The sequence below is a fragment of the Prosthecobacter debontii genome (assembly GCF_900167535.1).
In the GTDB taxonomy this organism is placed as follows: Bacteria; Verrucomicrobiota; Verrucomicrobiia; order Verrucomicrobiales; family Verrucomicrobiaceae; genus Prosthecobacter; species Prosthecobacter debontii.
The window spans coordinates 230,494-247,041 of the sequence record NZ_FUYE01000007.1; the positions used below are offsets into that span (position 1 = coordinate 230,494).

The 16,548-nt window shown below is 55.0% G+C and carries 14 protein-coding genes; 5 read left to right on the forward strand and 9 right to left on the reverse strand.

Annotation, left to right across the window (positions count from 1 at the left end; translation table 11 throughout):
• Positions 1–9 precede the first annotated feature (9 nt).
• Entirely contained in the window at positions 10–1,545 is a 1,536-nt protein-coding gene (locus B5D61_RS12455; protein WP_139373231.1) for a translocation/assembly module TamB domain-containing protein, read from the reverse strand.
• Positions 1,546–1,646: 101 nt separating this feature from the next.
• Between B5D61_RS12455 and B5D61_RS12460 the strand changes: the two genes are divergently transcribed.
• Positions 1,647–3,404, forward strand: a complete 1,758-nt coding sequence (locus B5D61_RS12460) for an ATP-binding cassette domain-containing protein (RefSeq protein ID WP_078813725.1) — start codon at positions 1,647–1,649, stop codon at positions 3,402–3,404.
• A 66-nt stretch (positions 3,405–3,470) separates the two neighbouring features.
• On the opposite strand, the gene B5D61_RS12465 is transcribed toward B5D61_RS12460, so the two are convergent.
• Both B5D61_RS12465 and recA read right to left on the reverse strand, forming a co-directional pair.
• A complete protein-coding gene (locus B5D61_RS12465) occupies positions 3,471–7,391 on the reverse strand; it encodes a LamG-like jellyroll fold domain-containing protein (protein ID WP_078813726.1) in 3,921 nt (1,306 codons plus the stop codon).
• 196 nt (positions 7,392–7,587) lie between these two features.
• Positions 7,588–8,685: a recombinase RecA gene (recA, locus tag B5D61_RS12470; RefSeq protein ID WP_078813727.1), complete on the reverse strand. Its 1,098-nt coding sequence runs from the start codon at positions 8,683–8,685 to the stop codon at positions 7,588–7,590.
• 182 nt (positions 8,686–8,867) lie between these two features.
• Between recA and B5D61_RS12475 the strand changes: the two genes are divergently transcribed.
• A complete protein-coding gene (locus B5D61_RS12475) occupies positions 8,868–10,250 on the forward strand; it encodes a hypothetical protein (protein ID WP_139373232.1) in 1,383 nt (460 codons plus the stop codon).
• On the opposite strand, the gene B5D61_RS12480 is transcribed toward B5D61_RS12475, so the two are convergent.
• From B5D61_RS12480 to B5D61_RS12500, 6 genes are all read right to left on the reverse strand, one after another.
• The gene (locus B5D61_RS12480) at positions 10,213–10,653 is read right to left on the reverse strand and encodes a VanZ family protein (protein ID WP_078813729.1); all 441 of its coding nucleotides are present in this window, start codon (positions 10,651–10,653) and stop codon (positions 10,213–10,215) included. The two genes, B5D61_RS12475 and B5D61_RS12480, sit on opposite strands and share 38 nt — an antisense overlap.
• Before the next feature lie 4 nt (positions 10,654–10,657).
• Entirely contained in the window at positions 10,658–10,981 is a 324-nt protein-coding gene (locus tag B5D61_RS12485) for a CopG family antitoxin (RefSeq protein ID WP_078813730.1), read from the reverse strand.
• 2 nt (positions 10,982–10,983) lie between these two features.
• The gene (locus B5D61_RS12490) at positions 10,984–11,262 is read right to left on the reverse strand and encodes a BrnT family toxin (RefSeq protein WP_078813731.1); all 279 of its coding nucleotides are present in this window, start codon (positions 11,260–11,262) and stop codon (positions 10,984–10,986) included.
• A gap of 50 nt (positions 11,263–11,312) precedes the next feature.
• The gene (locus tag B5D61_RS12495) at positions 11,313–11,690 is read right to left on the reverse strand and encodes a VOC family protein (RefSeq protein WP_078813732.1); all 378 of its coding nucleotides are present in this window, start codon (positions 11,688–11,690) and stop codon (positions 11,313–11,315) included.
• Positions 11,691–11,801: 111 nt separating this feature from the next.
• On the reverse strand, positions 11,802–12,287 hold the full coding sequence (locus B5D61_RS25730) for a hypothetical protein (RefSeq protein ID WP_139373233.1): 486 nt from the start codon (positions 12,285–12,287) through the stop codon (positions 11,802–11,804).
• 45 nt (positions 12,288–12,332) lie between these two features.
• Positions 12,333–12,800: a hypothetical protein gene (locus tag B5D61_RS12500; RefSeq protein WP_139373234.1), complete on the reverse strand. Its 468-nt coding sequence runs from the start codon at positions 12,798–12,800 to the stop codon at positions 12,333–12,335.
• 219 nt (positions 12,801–13,019) lie between these two features.
• Between B5D61_RS12500 and B5D61_RS12505 the strand changes: the two genes are divergently transcribed.
• The 3 genes from B5D61_RS12505 (at position 13,020) to B5D61_RS12515 (ending at position 16,544) form a co-directional block, all read left to right on the forward strand.
• Positions 13,020–13,859: a cysteine peptidase family C39 domain-containing protein gene (locus tag B5D61_RS12505; RefSeq protein ID WP_078813734.1), complete on the forward strand. Its 840-nt coding sequence runs from the start codon at positions 13,020–13,022 to the stop codon at positions 13,857–13,859.
• A gap of 67 nt (positions 13,860–13,926) precedes the next feature.
• Positions 13,927–15,426: a xylulokinase gene (gene xylB, locus B5D61_RS12510; protein ID WP_078813735.1), complete on the forward strand. Its 1,500-nt coding sequence runs from the start codon at positions 13,927–13,929 to the stop codon at positions 15,424–15,426.
• A gap of 47 nt (positions 15,427–15,473) precedes the next feature.
• A complete protein-coding gene (locus B5D61_RS12515; RefSeq protein WP_078813736.1) occupies positions 15,474–16,544 on the forward strand; it encodes a BPSS1187 family protein in 1,071 nt (356 codons plus the stop codon).
• Positions 16,545–16,548 lie beyond the last annotated feature (4 nt).

The following is a 16,548-nucleotide window of genomic DNA, read 5'->3' on the forward strand; positions in this document are numbered from 1 at the left end:
TCAGGATGCTCAGCGGCCAAACAATCCACCGCTGATCCCTTCGAGCGCTTTCACACCTGTTTCCAGAGCCTTGCCTCCTGTCTCAGTGGCTCCTTTGATCACCTGACCGGGAAGAGCACCGGCTTCTTGCCCCACCAGCGGAGACAGTAGAAGCTGACTGCCCTGCCCGACGATCTCTCCGGGCGCATTGAGAAGCGCCTGGCCCGCAGCGGCAGCTAAGCGTGCACTCAGGTCTTCACGTGGAGCCTGCATAGTGCCGGTGATCCGCAGAGGAGTCCATGACATGCCGACAGGACCCTTCGGATTGGTGGCGGTAAAGACATGCTGACTAGCCCCAGGCAGCCATTTCAGTGTCTCAGGCGTGACGCCTAACAAAAAGGTTCCATCGACTTGGTCGCCTTCGATAACGAGGGTGCCTTCCAAGTGCATCAAGCCATTCGATTGTAAAACCACCCGCTCGAATTGACGTCTTGTTCCAGAGATTTTGACCTCTGCCGTAGCGATGTCTAAGATCAGTCTCTTGAACCGTTCTACCCTTGTATAAGCCGCTAATTGGTCCAGCACGGGCAACGCGGTTAGCACGGCTTCTTTGAGTTCTGCCTTCCCGGTGATCACGGGCAGAGCATTCGGTGAGCCGACGATCTTGAAGTCTCCGGCTAAGAAACCGCTGAGGCGGATTTTCCAGTCCTCGGTGAGGCATTCGCGCAGAGGGATGCCCACCACCTGCGTGGTGAGTTCCCAGCGCTTTTCATGCGGTTGGAAATGTCCTTGAGCGGTGACTTCACCTGCATCCAGCCACGTGAGTCGTGCCTCTTTCAGATGCAGATCTTCACGGCTGAGGCGCATGGAAGCCCGGTCCAGATTGAGTTTGATCGGCACGGTCTGAGCAGGCAAGCGCAGAGGTGTCTCCACGAGGCCACCCTCTGCGACCGCTTGCAGGGAGGTCTCCCCCTGCTGCCAGGGGGCGAGGCGCAGTTTCGCATCCCGGACATTCCAAGGCCCAGGATGCAGCAGATTGAGCCGAGCCACTTTCACTCCGTCCACCTCCGCGCGGGTCGGCAGGTAGCTGCGCAGCCATTCAGGCATGGAACTGCCCTGGGCAATGGATGGCGCTGCTACTGCTGAGGCAGCCGGAGTCGGAGTGGTCAAGACCGCTTCTCCAGGCAAACGCTCCAGCGTTAGATGATCCACGCTGGTGCCGACCGTGCGCCACTTACTCTGACGGAAGGCATTCCAATCCAAGGTCAAGTGCAGCCCGTCCAATTGCGCCTTCCAGCCATTTGTAGTTTGGACAGCCGCCTCCGCAGCCGTCACTTCATCGCCGGTCCATCTCAGAGGAGATAACTCCACCTCGCCTTGGAGTTGGGTGCCAAAAATCTGCTGCAATTGATTGCGGAACGCTTCCTCCTGGAGATATCCACGCACCCAGTTCATCACCAGCATGGGCATGAGGAGCAAAACCAGGAGGCCCACGACGACCACGCCGATGATGGCGAAAAGCCAGCGCGGACTGTGACTGGAACGACGTCGAGTGCGGGTGCTCATGACGCCAGCATAACAGCAAAGACGAATGTAAACGCAAAAAAATGTGCAAGATGCCATGCTTTCACTTGCCATTTTCACCCGCTTTCCCGGTATAAGGAGAAATGCTCGAAGCACTCAACATCGGTTTGGAAGTGGACGCCCCCCCGGCCTCAGAGCAGGAAAGCCTTCATCTACTCCGCGAAGTGAGCCTGAAAGTGCCGCAAGGCCATCTCATGGCCATCGTAGGTCCCTCAGGATGTGGCAAAAGCACGCTGCTCAAAGTTGTCGCGGGCATCTTGGAGCAGACAGCAGGCGATCTGAAGTGGGAGGACAAAGACCTCAAGGAAGAGGAAGATCTGCATCCGGGAGAGTTGGGTTACGTGCCACAGTTCAGCGTGGCGCATGATCTCCTCACCGTGGAGGAATGTGTGGCCAGCAGCATGGCACTACGCACACAATTGCCAGGCACTGACGACTTCGAGCCGCGGTTGGATCAAATCCTGGCCGTGACCGGTTTAACCGAGTTGGCAGACCGTCGTGTGAAGGTTCTTTCCGGCGGTCAAAAGCGGCGGCTTGGGCTGGCTTTGGAGTTGGTCACCAATCCTTGTCTGCTGCTTTGTGATGAAGTGACCAGTGGTCTCGATCCTAAATCGGAGCAGGAGATCACGGAACTCTTGCGTGTTTTGTCCCGAGAAAATCCTCGGCGCTTGGTGATCAACGTCACCCACAGTTTAGCGAGTCTTGAAGCCTTCGATAGTGTGCTGGTGATGTATCAAGGGCACCTCGTTTATCATGGTCCGCCACGGTTGCTGAATCACTACTTTACGGTGGAGCACCCAGAGGATGTTTATCGCCGACTCACCCAGCGAGAGGCCCAAGCCTGGCACGAGTCATGGCAGAAGAAGCGCAGCTACTACGAGGAGATGCTGCTGGAGAAGAAGGAGGATAGTCTGCCTGCAGACAAAGCGCCCGAATCGGAAGAGCCCGACAAAAAAGATGCCCCGCAGCTGGCTTCTGAGGAACTACCCGGGTTGTTCAGCCAAGTCTTCAGTCTCCTGCATCGTCGGTGGACGATCTTCCGCCGGGACCGAGGTCAGGTGTGGCTGCACCTCGCCATGCTTTTTGGTTTCCCCCTGCTGGTGGTGATCTTCGCTCTGGATGGTATCAAGCCCCTCCAACAGCTCAATCAGCGGCAGGATGCGGACATTATTTATGAGATGCAACGGCAGGCCCAGCACCAGCTCGATCAACTCAATGCAGGCAGCATCGTCAGTGGCTTGATCATGCTGCAAGTCGTCCTCGTCACCCTCATGGCGAGTAACAATGCGGCCCGAGAGATTGCTGGAGAGCGATTGATCCTCGAGCGTGAAAAGCTCGGGGGACTGAGCACGACCGCCTATGTGATGAGCAAGGTGCTTTTCCTCGGTGTATTCGTTCTGGCGCAGAGTCTTTGGATGGGGGTCTTCGTGGACATGGTCGTGGGGGGGCTGCCTGGGGATCTCATCATCAAGCTCGTCTTGCTCGTGCTCGCTTCCGCCGCCATGACCAGCATCTGCTTGGGCATCAGCGCACTCAGCCGCACCCCCGAAAAAGCCACCATCCTCAGCATCTACCTCGTCGGATTTCAGCTCCCGCTTTCAGGGGCTGTTCTCAGCCTGCCGAGTTGGCTGGAAGGCGCGGTGAATCCTTTCATTGCCGCCTTTTGGTCCTGGTCGGGCAGCCTCCGCAGCATGAGCGACACTGCCTTTTATGAAGCCGTGAAGCAAGTGACCGACACTTCTTTGGTGTCTCCTGAGCTCGCGAGCTTTGTCCTGCTCGCCCACGTGATCATCGGGCTCTGCCTGACCTATGTGGGAAGCCGGAACAGTCAGTGGGAGTGAGGCTGTTTCATCCTGCCCTGGCTAACTCTTGAACGAAGAAGCCAGGGCCGATGTATGTGGAGATCGTCATTCCACTTTCAGCACGCCATTCATCACCATCCAATGGCCTGGGAAGGTGCACAGATAAGGGTAGTCACCTTTTTCTTGGGGGGCTTCGAAATGGATGGTGAAGCTTTGCTTCGGCTGGGTCATGTCGGTGTAAACCAGGACATCATCCGACTCCGGAACGTAATGTTTGGCCAGGCCTTGAGGATCGGTGATCATGAGGTTCACCTTATCCCCAAGTTTTTGCAGTGAGCCAGGTTTGGCGAGCAACCAGTTGTGCGGCACCACATCTGGATTCTTGAAGGTCAGTGTGAGCTTCTCTCCGGCTTTGACGGTGAGTTGCTTCTGAACGAATTGCAGACCCAAAGCGGCTTCCACGATGATTTCGCGGCCGAGTTCACCTTTCGCCCAGCGGTTACCTGGTCCCTTTTGGGTCGAGCGTTGTTCATGAGTCAAAATCATGCCTCCCGTGCGGATGAAAAGATCGTGGCTACGCTCTGTGGACACACCCACATGCAGGTGCAGGATGCTCGCTGGGACAATCTCTGGAATCTCCACAAACAGGCTTCGGCCTTCATCCTGCAGCGTCACCTGACTGATGGCCAAGGGGTCGTGACCAGGAGTATCTGGATAACGCACGGAGTATTCGGGCGAGCCGTAGGCGGCACTGTATTTGTAGTTCCAGCATTGAGCGAAGTGGTGGGAGATCTTGCCCACATAATCCACATCCAGAGGCTGATCGAATCGCAAGAGAATGCCGTTTTTCCGAATCTCATGAGCGATGGGGACCGGCACTTTGCCTGTGGGGGTATAACGAACTCTTTGGAAACATCCATCGAGCGGTGTGTAGCAGCCCCAGCCCTGCATACCGGTTACGTAAAGTTGCCCGTCCTTCGGATGAAACCGTCCGGTTTGTGCACCCGAATCAAAGCTGCCGGCAATACGTAAAGCCGCGCCTCCAACTTGGGGATCCGTGGATCTTAGCACAAGGAAGGCGGAGCCTGCCCCAGGAGAGAAATGCACAAGATTGCCAGCGCCTTTCAGCTCGGCCCAAGGCCCTTGAGTGATGAAGCACTGACCGCCGGAAGAGTTATCTTCACCTCGTGGTAGGAAGACCAGCGGTTGCATCACCGGTTGTCCCTGATGGGGGCCATTGGCGCCAAAATGAGCTGGCGGACTAAGCGTGCGCATGGCTGGTGTGACCATGCAGATGGAGGAGGTTGGGGTCCAGTCTCCCTCCTGCACGCTGGTGGTGACAGTGCCATCGGGGGCCAAGCCAATTCCGTTAGGATTGCGGAAACCTGTCGCCAGAACTTGTGCCTGTCCCCCTTTTAGATGCAGGATGCCCTGATTGCCAGAGGCTGTATAAAAGCTCCCTTCACCATCGGCATCGAGGCCAGTGATGAAGTCATGGCCGCCAGGAGAGGTCTCTTGAGCATTGGTCACACATTCATAGAAGTCGGCTTCATCATCACCGTTCAGATCATGCAGGCAGGTGATCTGATCTCGTCCGAGCACATACAGCTTATCTTGAAGGATCTTCACGCCTAACGGCTGATGCAGACCCGTCGCGAAACGCTTCCAGCGCACGTGCCGCAATGAATCATCCAATCCACGGACGAGCCATACTTCACCGGTCATGGTGCTGATGGCCGCACTGCCATCGCTAAAAAAGTCGTGACCGCTGATGAAGAAGAGTGTGCCGTAGGGATTCTCAAATGGGATGGTGATGGTATCTGTCGCGAAGGGTTCGTCCTGGTCTCTCACGCCCTTTGTTTCTAACCATTGGGGCCATTGAGAGGGACCTCCCTGAGTCAGCGGAGCGAGATCTTCATCCTTCGAGTCCGGTGATGACACGAGGTGCTTTTTGCCATGCACGGAATAAGAGAAAATAACTTTTTGGCCATGCCGGTAAAAACCGTGATAACGGGCATCAGCGGGCTTTGTGCCTTCTTGCTTGGTTAACATTTGGCCCTCCATTTGACCGCCGCCCATGAATCCGTGACGAGCATCGCTGAGCTTCACAAACCCACCTGTCCAGACGAGCGGAAACGATAAGGTTTCAGGATCGAAAACCGCAGACTTATCATCGTAGCGGACACAAACACTTTTGTTGACCGTGAGGCCTGCGCCTTTGAAAACGGTGCTGAAGACAGAACCGAGATCTGCGGCCGCGAAGCGACCGTCTTTCCAGGTGACTTGGTCATTCTGATTGCCCCAATGGCCTTGCTGCCCACCGTCCAGACCCGGGAACCCAGGCAGCAGCTCAGGTAGCGGCTTGCCCATGAATGCCAGGGCTTGTTTGCTGTAGTAGTCGAAGACACGATCCCGATTCACATAGTGCTGCCAATGAGCATGATCAGCCTCACGCAGAGGTTTCCGCTCAGGATTAAAGGGGGCTGGATCAGGCACCGACACCGTGAGGGCGGAAAGGTCATCGAAATCCCAAAGAGCCAAGGTGTTATCCATGCGCTGACGAGGCAGCTCGCCTTTCCGAGGTTTCATGGGGCCGCGGGAGATGCGAAGATCATCGATGATGCCATCACAGCCGATTCCGCCTTCGACTAAACCACCGACGACAAGCTCTCCCGGCTGCGGCTCGCCTTTTAGAGGTACAGGAGCCTGTTCCAAGACGGATTTACCGTCCACATAGAGTTGAACCAACTCGGTATCGATGCTGACAACAAGGTTATGCCACTTGCCGTCGCAGATGTTAACCTTGCTTTTGAATTCGCCCCCACGGCCAGGGAGATAGACGCTGAAGACGCCACTGCCACGATAGCTGTAGAGCTCCCAATGATCCGAGGAAGATTTTGGATCACAGGCGACCAAAACGTTGAAGTCGGTGGAACTATCCAACTTGACTCGGCACTCGATGCTGATGGGAAGTGTGCGATAAGCGTCTTTGTTTTCGAGCACCAATCGACCTTTCATCGCTTGGCCAAAGTCGGCGTTGAGCGAGGGCACGGATTGGGGCTGCTGGGGAACATCTGGATGTGAAGCCGATTGGGGAGTCTTTGCCGATACTTCTTTCCAAGTGCGGTATTGAGGCTTCGGACCCGCCGCCTTTCCAGCCAGTTGGGGGAGTAACCAATTCAAGCCGTCCAGGTTATCGAGAAGGCGACCTTCGGCATCTTCAGGGGTATGATTCAGAATGCCAATCACGCCTTGGTAACCGCTGGAGGAGATCATCTTCAGCACCCGTAGATCTTCGGTCCCGACACCGAGCGGTAGGATCTTACGGCCCTTCTGATCTCCCTGAATATCCATGCCATTGAGATTCAGGCACAGGAGGTGTGGCAGCATCTTCGGCAGCAGTTTTTCCAGACGATCCAAGTGATCGTGTCCATGATGCAGGTTATACACCATGCCGATGTTGCGAATGCCTTCTGCTTTCAGTGCTTCAATGATTGCAATAGCGTTCTCGGGCTCTCCATACCAATTGCCATGGTTGTATAAAGCCACCTGACAGCCTGCTGGCGCTGCGGCTTCGCAGATAGGTTTGAGCCGCGCCACTTCTTTGACTAGACGAGCTTTTTGTTCGGCTTCATCTGAAACAGAGATCGAGCCGCCGTTGCCATTGACCCATAGCTGCGGTTTGACTCCGTGCTTCTGAAACAGCGCTAAGGTTTGACGCGCTTCATCATTCAGTGTGGTCGGAAACCACCAGCCGAAGAGCTGAATGCCATGCTTTTTCAAGGCAGTCAGTTCATCATCCCACTGCGGCACATGCTCGGCGCGGTAATCATAGACAAATTTTCGCAGCCCCATTTTCTCCAACATGGCCGCGCGCTCCTCAGGGCCGCGCTTTTTTGCATCAAAAGGGACAATGCACCAGGCCGCGAGATTGCTGCGATCAAACAGATCATCTGCGGCGTGTGCCGTCAAAACAGATCCTGCGAGGTAGAGGAGCAGACACAAAGAAGAAATGAAGCGTGGCATGGGCTGGCTGGATGATGGCATTCACCGTGGGGAGTTAGGAGAACAAAACGCAACACCACCCCGTACTTTTGTAATCAAAAGTACAGGAGTTTTCTGCTATTCCCTTTAACCCAAACAAAAAGGCTTCCTGATTGATTCAGGAAGCCTTTTGTTGAGGGTATGCACCCAAGCTAAAGCCTCGAGCAAAGGCGTTTGTTTATTCCGCTGCCGGATCATCCGAACTGCTGCTGGAGACACCACTAGTGACGCCGTTTTTCTCATCCAGTTTGGTTTTCACTGCGGCTTCAATCTCTTCGTATAGTTTGGCATCGGCCTTGAGGGCTTCCTTGGCAGCATCGCGGCCTTGAGCCAATTGGGTGCCTTTGTAGCTGATCCAGGACCCACGTTTCTGGAGGATGTCGTGCTCCATGGCCAGATCGAGCATCGAACCGACATTGGAGATGCCCTCATTGTACATGATGTCGAACTCGGCTTCGGTGTAAGGAGGAGCCAGCTTGTTCTTCACCACTTTTACCTTGGTGCGGTTGCCAGTGACGGTGCCGTCGCTGCTCTTGATCGCCCCGATTCGGCGAATATCCACACGGACACTGGCGTAGAACTTCAGGGCCTTACCACCTGGGGTGGTTTCCGGATTACCAAACATCACGCCGATTTTCTCACGGATCTGGTTGGTGAAAATGCAGCAGGTGCGAGCCTTGGAAATGATGGCGGTCAGTTTACGCAACGCAGCGCTCATCAGTCGTGCTTGAGCACCCACGGTGGAGTCACCGATGTCACCTTCCAGTTCCTGGCGGGTTACCAGAGCGGCGACGGAGTCGATGACGATAACGTCGAGTGCATTGGAGCGCACCAACGTTTCGCAGATGCGGAGGGCTTCTTCACCGGAGCTCGGTTGGGAAACCAGAAGCTCGTCCATTTTGACTCCGAGACGGCGTGCGTAATTGGGATCAAGCGCGTGCTCGACGTCGATGAAAGCCGCAAGGCCGCCGGTTTTTTGTGCCTGAGCAATGGCGGTAAGCGTGAGAGTCGTTTTACCGGAGGATTCAGGACCGTAAACCTCAACGATACGGCCGCGGGCAAAACCGCCTACGCCCAGAGCTTGGTCAATGAGGAGATTCCCTGTGGGAATGACGGCGATGTCCGTCTTGGATTCTGCCCCCATGCGCAGGATCGCTCCTTCCCCATAGTCTTTTTGGATCTGCTGAATGGCGAGGTCCAGATTGCGAGCGCGCGCTTCCGCAATCTTATTGGTATTGGACTCGGACGAGGATTCTTTTGCGGGAGATTTAGCCATGAGAGGATCAAATAGATGTTCTGGCGAACAGTTGGAGCATTTTAAGCGTATCGTAAAGCAGTTTTACCAAAAACTCGGGATTTTAAGCAGCAAGCGTGTGAAGAAACAAGCAGTCAGAAAGGTCATCGGTAGGAACCGTTGGCGAAGTTGCAAATTAGGCGTAGTCTCCGCCGCGATCCCCTATGTCAGAACCTCTGCCATCTTCCGCCGTCGGTGCTACGACATGGCGGCTGACAGGCTCTCCCGAGCTTTTAGCGGGTGAGCAAGTGGCAACGCCTACCTTGAGGAGGTCGTTGTTGCTCGCGAATATGGCGGGTTATCTCGGGGGGTATTTCGTTTTGCACAATCAATGGCTCCAGCTTGCTTGGGGGTTAATCTTGGCGGTTTTGTGGCTCCTGGCTGGTGGTCATGAAGATGTCAGTGAGGCTCTGCGCAAAGATCGCTGGATGCAGGGGGTGGTCGTGGTGGGTTTAGCACTTCTCTTGCGTAGCACTTTTCTTGATTCCCCAGGCAAATCCCCTTCTGCTATTTGGGTGGGCTGGGGAAACAGTTTTTTGCTCCTGGGCTTTCTACTGACGTTGTGGCAAGTGGCCCGTTTACCTGGGGTGATTCTCAGTCTGGGACGTCCCCTGGTCGCCATGGCGGCGGTGGCGGCTTGCGGCAGTTTGGTGGGATTTTATACCATTCATCCTGAGGGAGTCTTTGGAGCTAGCCTGCGGAACTGCCTCGTTTATGGAGGATGGAATTCGGTATGCTCAGGGCTGACCTTTGGCTTCGCCCTCTGCTGGGCCATTGGGGCATGGGACACCCAACGGGAGCATTCTAATCCTAAACGCTGGATTTTAGCCGTGCTGCCTTTGTACGTTGCGACGCTGCTGACACTCAGTCGTGGCGCGCTGATGGCTTTGGTGTGGGGTCATCTGGCCCTGTTGATCGCCGTGGGTTGGCGCCAAGCGAAACGCCCACTGATTCTACTGGTCTCTGTGTTGTGTCTCTTTCAGGCATTTGCTCCGGTGCTTTCCTTCTTGGCGGCCAAGGATGCCTCCAATCGCCTGGGTATTGTCGATGCTCAGACAGCCGTCGCTCAATATGGAGATGGGGTCGTCAAGGCCAACCCTATCAAGGCAGCCATGGAGCGCTCTGATAACGGACGTTTTTTGATTTATGGCGCAGTCCTCCACAGCCTCAGCTCTTGGCAAGATTGGCTGGTTGGGAAGGGGATGTGGGCCGATAACGATTGCTGGTCTTGCTCTTTACACTGGTATCCAGAACATACTCACGGGGTGTTTTGGGACACCTTGGTGCATGGTGGTCTTTTGGCGCTGCTGGCGCTGATGAGCTTGGTCGTGTGGGCACTCCATCGCGCTTATCATCTGGCCCGGAGAGGGGAGTCCCTGTGGGTCTTGCTGGCGGGTTTTGGTCTCGGAGGACTACTGTTCGATGGTGACAGCGTGTGGAAGCTGATGAGTGTGGCTCGTTACGAGCCCTTGCTATTTTGGACTCCGCTCGTGATCGCTTCGGCGCGGTTCACACAGTTGGTTGAGCGGCGGCCTCTCCGCGTCTGAGCCAGGAAAAGAGCACCCAAGCCAAAAGAGCTCCGGCACCTGCACCGGTCAGGTCGGCCAGCCAATCCCCCACATCATTGCCACTACGACCTGGGGTATAAGTCTGATGGTATTCGTCCAGAGCCCCGATCACGATGCCAAATGCTGTGCCGAGCATCCACCAACGCCAACGGCGTGGAAGCGGAGTGAGCACCCCTAGGCGGGCGGCTGAAAAACAAAAGCCTCCTCCACTGAAATAAAGGAAGTGCATGACTTTGTCCTGATACGGGATCTCAGGCCCCGGGGGTAAAGTGCTACGGGCTGAAAGCAAGAACAGTATCAGAGCCCATGCAATTAACCCGAACCACCAGATCCCCGTGTAAGACGCCAATCTGGCGATGAAACCCTTGAATCCTGAGGTCATGGCATCATTCGCGCATTTCCTGCTCCATCCGCTCGCTAAGCCACTGCTTGATCATGCTCTGGTAGTTCAGATAGCGCCTGCGGGCGATACGCTTGATACGGCTGAGCATGCGGGGATCAAACCGCAGCGTGATGGTCGTGGATTCCCGCACATCGCTGCGGTGAATGGACATCTGCATCAGACGAGGATCCACCTGATGGCGTTCCCAAAAGAGGCCTTCTGCTTCTTCATTTTCAAAAGACGGCACCTCATTCCAGGTGTGAATGGCGGGAAGCTCATCACTGAACCGGGGGATCTGGGTGGTCTCAGACTTGTTTCGTGGTTCCATGGTTACATATCCTCCGCTTTTTTACGCTCAAAGAAATCGGCTTCCGTGTGGGTCATGTCCCGGGCGTAGATCACTCGGTAACGTTTCCCGTCGGTCCAAAAAACACTGAAGACCGCCCGGCCACTGAGGGCCTTGCCCAGATTATAATAGCGGGCATTGGTGCCGTCGCCGTTGTCTTCCGGCAGGAGCTTGAGAGAAAAGGGATCTTCGAAGGACTCCTCAATATCCTTGGGAGGCAGTTTCGTCAGGTCGAAGGCAACGCCAAGCCAGTCAAAGTCCATAATCTGTAGAGTTAAATGTTCAACGTCACTGAGCCGCAGCTTTCGCGTGCTTATTTACGATACTGGATCAGTTCGATCTCGTAACCCTCGGGCGCATCAATGAAAGCAAAAGTGCCGCTGGAACTTTCCGTAGGACCATCCGAGAGCGGATAGCCTTTCTCAGCAGCGTGTTTGGCAAAGGCTTCCAGGTCTTCGACCTCAAAAGCTAAATGCGTGAGATCACTGCAAAAAGATACCGGGCCGCTGGCCGGATAGGAGCAGATTTCGATCAACTCGTCGCTATTGGGGGTTTTCAGAAAGACCAATTCAGAGCCTCGCGGCGACTTGTGCCGCTTGATCTCCTCCAGGCCAAGCACGTCTGTGTAAAACGTGATCGTCTTTTCCAAGTCGTTTACGCGATAACGGGTGTGGAGAAGTTTGGTGACCATAATTCTCGCACATCATGGGGCACGCCCTCCCCCAAGGCAACAGGGGTTTAATCCGCCAGATGGTTTTAGATGTATCTAAACTTCAGGCTTAGAGGGATAGAGGGCGCCAACTCAATCTACAACGATGGGGATGAACATTGGCGTGGAGGACGGGGAGGGATCTCGTGTGACTTGTTTGGTCGCCTGACTCGTTGCAACCGTTTTCCCATTCTCAGTCACCAGAAATGCTATGTCTTTCATACCAACAGCCAAGTCGATTTGATAAGAGGCGTCTCTACGGACGACAAAATCTAGATGACCGCTGGCCCCGACCCCACGCCCACTTCGTGCCTGAACAAATAAATGCACTGGTCCTGGATGCAGACGGTAGCTAAAGATGGACTTAAGCAGCGAAGACTGAACAGGAGGAGTCTTACCATTGATTTCAATGACCTGAAGGGATGGAACCGCTGAGAGGTAGTTTTTGGTTCCATTGTAGGTCAGCACCGCATGGGGCTGCTGAGTTGAAGGCTGAGCGTAAAAGCCCACAGGTGTTGAACAACCTAGAATCGACAGAACACAGGTCAAAGTTGTCAGGCGAAAAATCAGATGCGTCATGGGATCGATCAATTTGATGGGCGATTTGAAGTGCTCAGGGAAGGATCATTGGAGGCTCTGTTGGAGGGATTTGAGAGCTCTCATACGTTTAATCTCACCTTGTGCAGAATTAGGAATGGGTTGCGGTGCGGGAGGTGGATCGCCGTAGACAGAAAGTCCTTTTTGCCCTGCAAACCGATACATTTTATTTTGGTGCAAGTAAAACATCTCCAAGATGGGGAACCTCAGAAACTGGTTGGTTTCTCGAATGAAATCAGGAGTCCCTTCCGCATCTATCACAGACCTGACTTGGTGGGATGCTTTTTGATAAATGCAAAGTCGCTCATAGCCTAGTGATTGGGGCATACTCGCAACCACTTGCAATTGCCCACTAACCTCCAGTAAAGTATCGTCAATCATTGAAGTTTCGACCCATTGTTGTTTCACCGAACCGGGAAACTTTTGTACTTCCGTAACACAGCTTGAAAAGAAAAGCAGGCCGATTGGGATTAGGAAATAAAGGGGGCTGAACATCTGCGATGGATAAGCATAGTTTAATAGACTGGGCAATTTCGATTAACACCGCGAAGGCGCAACCCTGATCATCGTGCGACTTGGACTCGTTTAGGCGAGAAATGCCAGAGACGGCTTTTCGATATCAGGTCTCTTTAAATCCGGAGGCCTCGATTAAACCGAGAAAAGTTGTGCGAGGTGCACGGAATCGTGGATTGCTTGCTCCTCGCTAAAACCGCGATGATTACCTTCATCTACCCGATTCTGTTACGCACATTTTTCATCGTGATTCTGGCTCTGATCGCAGGAAAACTCGGTTCGTGGTTAGGGGCCAAAAAGGATCGTCGCCTCGGCATCGGAGCCTGCCTCGCTTCCTTGGGGGCGCTTTTGATCGTGGGGGTGGGGTTGAATGTGCGGAGGCTCTATTTTGAGTTTCCTTGGTCCGTCGTTTTGATGGGGCAACGCAAGTGGATCGTGCTGGCCATCATCCTGCCCTTTTTGATTCGCCTCCTCACAGGTTTTGTGGAATCTGCCAAGCTGCGTCAGTTACTCACCGTTTTATTCTGGATTTGTCTATTTCGCACAGCGGTCATGCCCTTTGCGGCCCCCCTGGTCAGTCTCCATGAGTTGCATCAAATCGGCACGGTGGTGGATGATGACGGCGTCTGCCTCCAGCGCACCCCCTACAATTGCGGTCCCGCTGCATCGGTGACGGCACTGCGAGTGCTTGGGCTCCAGGCCGAAGAGGGGCCGCTGGCGATTTCGTTAGGATCATCCGCCCTGACGGGGACGCCCGATGATGTCCTGGCAGCCGGGCTGCTCCGTTCTTATCGGGGCCAAGGGTTGGTCGTGGAGCATCGCTATCTGGAGTCGCTCCCCAACATGAGTGATTGGCCGGTCTGGATCGCGGTGATTCGGCATCAACCTTTTGTGGATCACTTCGTGACTGTCCTGAAGGTGGGAGCCGATCACATCACGCTCGGAGATCCAGCTTATGGGTTGCGCACGGTGACCCGGGCGGAGTTTGAAAAGACCTGGCGTCATGCAGCGATTTTGCTACGCCGGACACCGACTCCCTAGTTTTTGCCATTGCTGCCCGGCGCTGTGCCTGCCAAAGATGCGCCAGTTTCCATCCCACCCAACCATCATGTATTTTCTCGGTATCGACAGCGGCACGCAGAGCACCAAGGCCATCGTCTTGGATCTGGAGACGGGCAAGATCCTAGCCTCCGGTCACAGTAGCTATGAACTGATTGAGGGGCTGCCGCCGGGGCATCTGGAACAAAATCCGCAGGACTGGCTGGATGCCGTGGATCACTGTGTAAAGCAGTGCCTGGAAAAACTTGGCACGGATAAAGCCAAGGTCGCAGGCATCGGCGTCAGCGGCCAGCAGCATGGTTTGGTGGCTCTCGGTGCGGATGATCGACCTGTGCGTCCCGCCAAACTGTGGTGCGATACCTCCACCCAGCCTCAATGTGCAGAGATGGCGCATGAGTTTGGCGGGCAACCGGGCATCATCGCCTTGGCTGGCAATGCCATGCTGCCAGGTTACACCATCCCCAAGCTGCTCTGGATGAAACAGAACGAGCCGGAGAACTTTGCCAAAACCATCTCCATTCTACTGCCGCACGACTACATTAACTTTTGGCTCAGTGGGGTGAAGCGCATGGAGTATGGCGATGCCTCAGGAATGGGTATCCTGAACGTGAACACGCGTGAGTGGTGCTATGAGTTGTGCGATTACATTGACCCACGTGTGCGCAGCATGCTTCCTGAGTTAGGCTCAAGCCGCCGTGTTCACGGTCGTCTTCGTGCCGAACTGGCTCAGGCCTGGGGCCTGGGAGACAACGTCATCATCAGTGCCGGTGGTGGTGATAACATGATGGGAGCGATCGGCACCGGCAACATCAAACCGGGCGTGGTGACGGCCAGCTTCGGCACCAGCGGCACGCTCTATGGTGTCGCCGCTGAACCTGTGGTGGATGGCCAGGGTGAAGTGGCCGCTTTCTGCGACAGCACGGATCAATGGCTCCCGCTTGTGTGCACGATGAATGTTACCGTCGTGACGGAGCAAGTGCGTGAGATGTATGGCTGGGATCTAAAGCAACTCGAAGAAGCGGTAGCTTCGGCGCCTGCTGGGGCAGAGGGGCTGACTTTCCTGCCTTACCTGAATGGCGAACGCACTCCGAACCTTCCTAATGGCAGTGGGGTGATTCATGGCCTGCGCCCGACCAACATGACCCCCGCCAACATCGCCCGCGCTGCGGTGGAAGGCGCGACTCTCGGACTCGCCTATGGTCTGAAACGCTTCCGGGATCTGGGCATGAATCCCACGGAAATTCGTCTGACGGGTGGCGGCAGTAAAAGCTCGACCTGGCGGCAAATTGCGGCGGACTGTTTCAATGCGGAAGTGGTGACGCTCAATACCAGTGAAGGGGCCGCGCTCGGTGCGGCCATTCAGGCTGCTTATGCGCAGGCCAATGAGCACGGGGACACCGTGACCTACGATGAACTCTGTGCCCAATTGGTGACACTGGACGAGTCCACCCGCTGCAAACCCAATGCGGGAAATGCAGCGCTGTATGCCCAACAACTGGAGAGGCAGATGGAATTGACCGGGCGTCTCAATCAGACGGGCTGGTTGTGATGTGAGCCTGATTTGAAACATCCAGCCATGCCGCTTGTTTATGCTGCATGGCCGTTTTGTTCTCTCGCACTCGATTCGGAATCCAGTCTTGGATCGCTTGTGTGACTCTTGGTTATGCCTTGTCCTCCTGCCTAGCGCAAGAGTCTGACTCGGAGGAGGAAGGACAGACTCGATCAGCGATGGAGGGCATCGCGATTCTACCGAGTCGCACCGATCCCGAAATCAAGACATTCGATTTTCCGCATCACCTTCATGTGGATCGGGACATTGTGATTCGGAAGGCCCCGGAGAAAGCCGCCGAGCGGCATGAGCTCTTGCTCTGGTTGACAGGGACAGGCGGGCGCAGTCGAGGCGCTGAAGAGTTTTGCAAACTGGCTGCGAGCCAAGGTTATCACGTGATCAAGCTGATGTATCCCGATGATATCCCGGCGACAGTTTGTAAGCGCGATGAAGATCCCAAGAGCTTTGAAGAGTTTCGCCTGAGCATCATCCAAGGCGGCAAAGGGCCGCACATCTCCATCCCTCGCGCCGAGAGCATCGAGAATCGTCTGATCAAACTCCTGAAGCTTTTAAGTCAAATCCGTGCTCGCGAAAATTGGGGGCAGTTCCTCGATGAGTCAGGAGACTTGGTTTGGGAAAAACTGGTGCCTGCCGGGCAATCTCAAGGCGGAGGACATGCCTTTCTCATCGGCATGAAACATCCGGTCGCAAGAGTTATTGGCACTGGGGCACCCAAGGACTGGAGTCTGAAGTCCGCCCGGTCGGCCGCTTGGTTAGTGGGAGAGTCGGCCACTCCCAAAGAGCGCTTTTTCACCTTCAATCACCAGCAGGATTACCAGGGCTGCACTCCTGAGCAGCAATGGGCGACCTTAGACGCTTTTGGATTAACCAAATTTGCTCCGTTGGTATCAGTGGATGAAAAGAGAGCCCCTTTCGATCACAGCCGTTGCCTCACCACCGATTATCCAGGAGGAAAGCTAGAGTCTGGTCCTGCCCACACTTCTGTCATTGCCAATAAGAATGCGGATCTGTTTAGGCCGGTGTGGTTGTACATGCTGACGGCCCCTCTTTCAGTGGCAGAGGGAGCTCACTATCAACCAGCCAAGGCAGAATATTAAAACC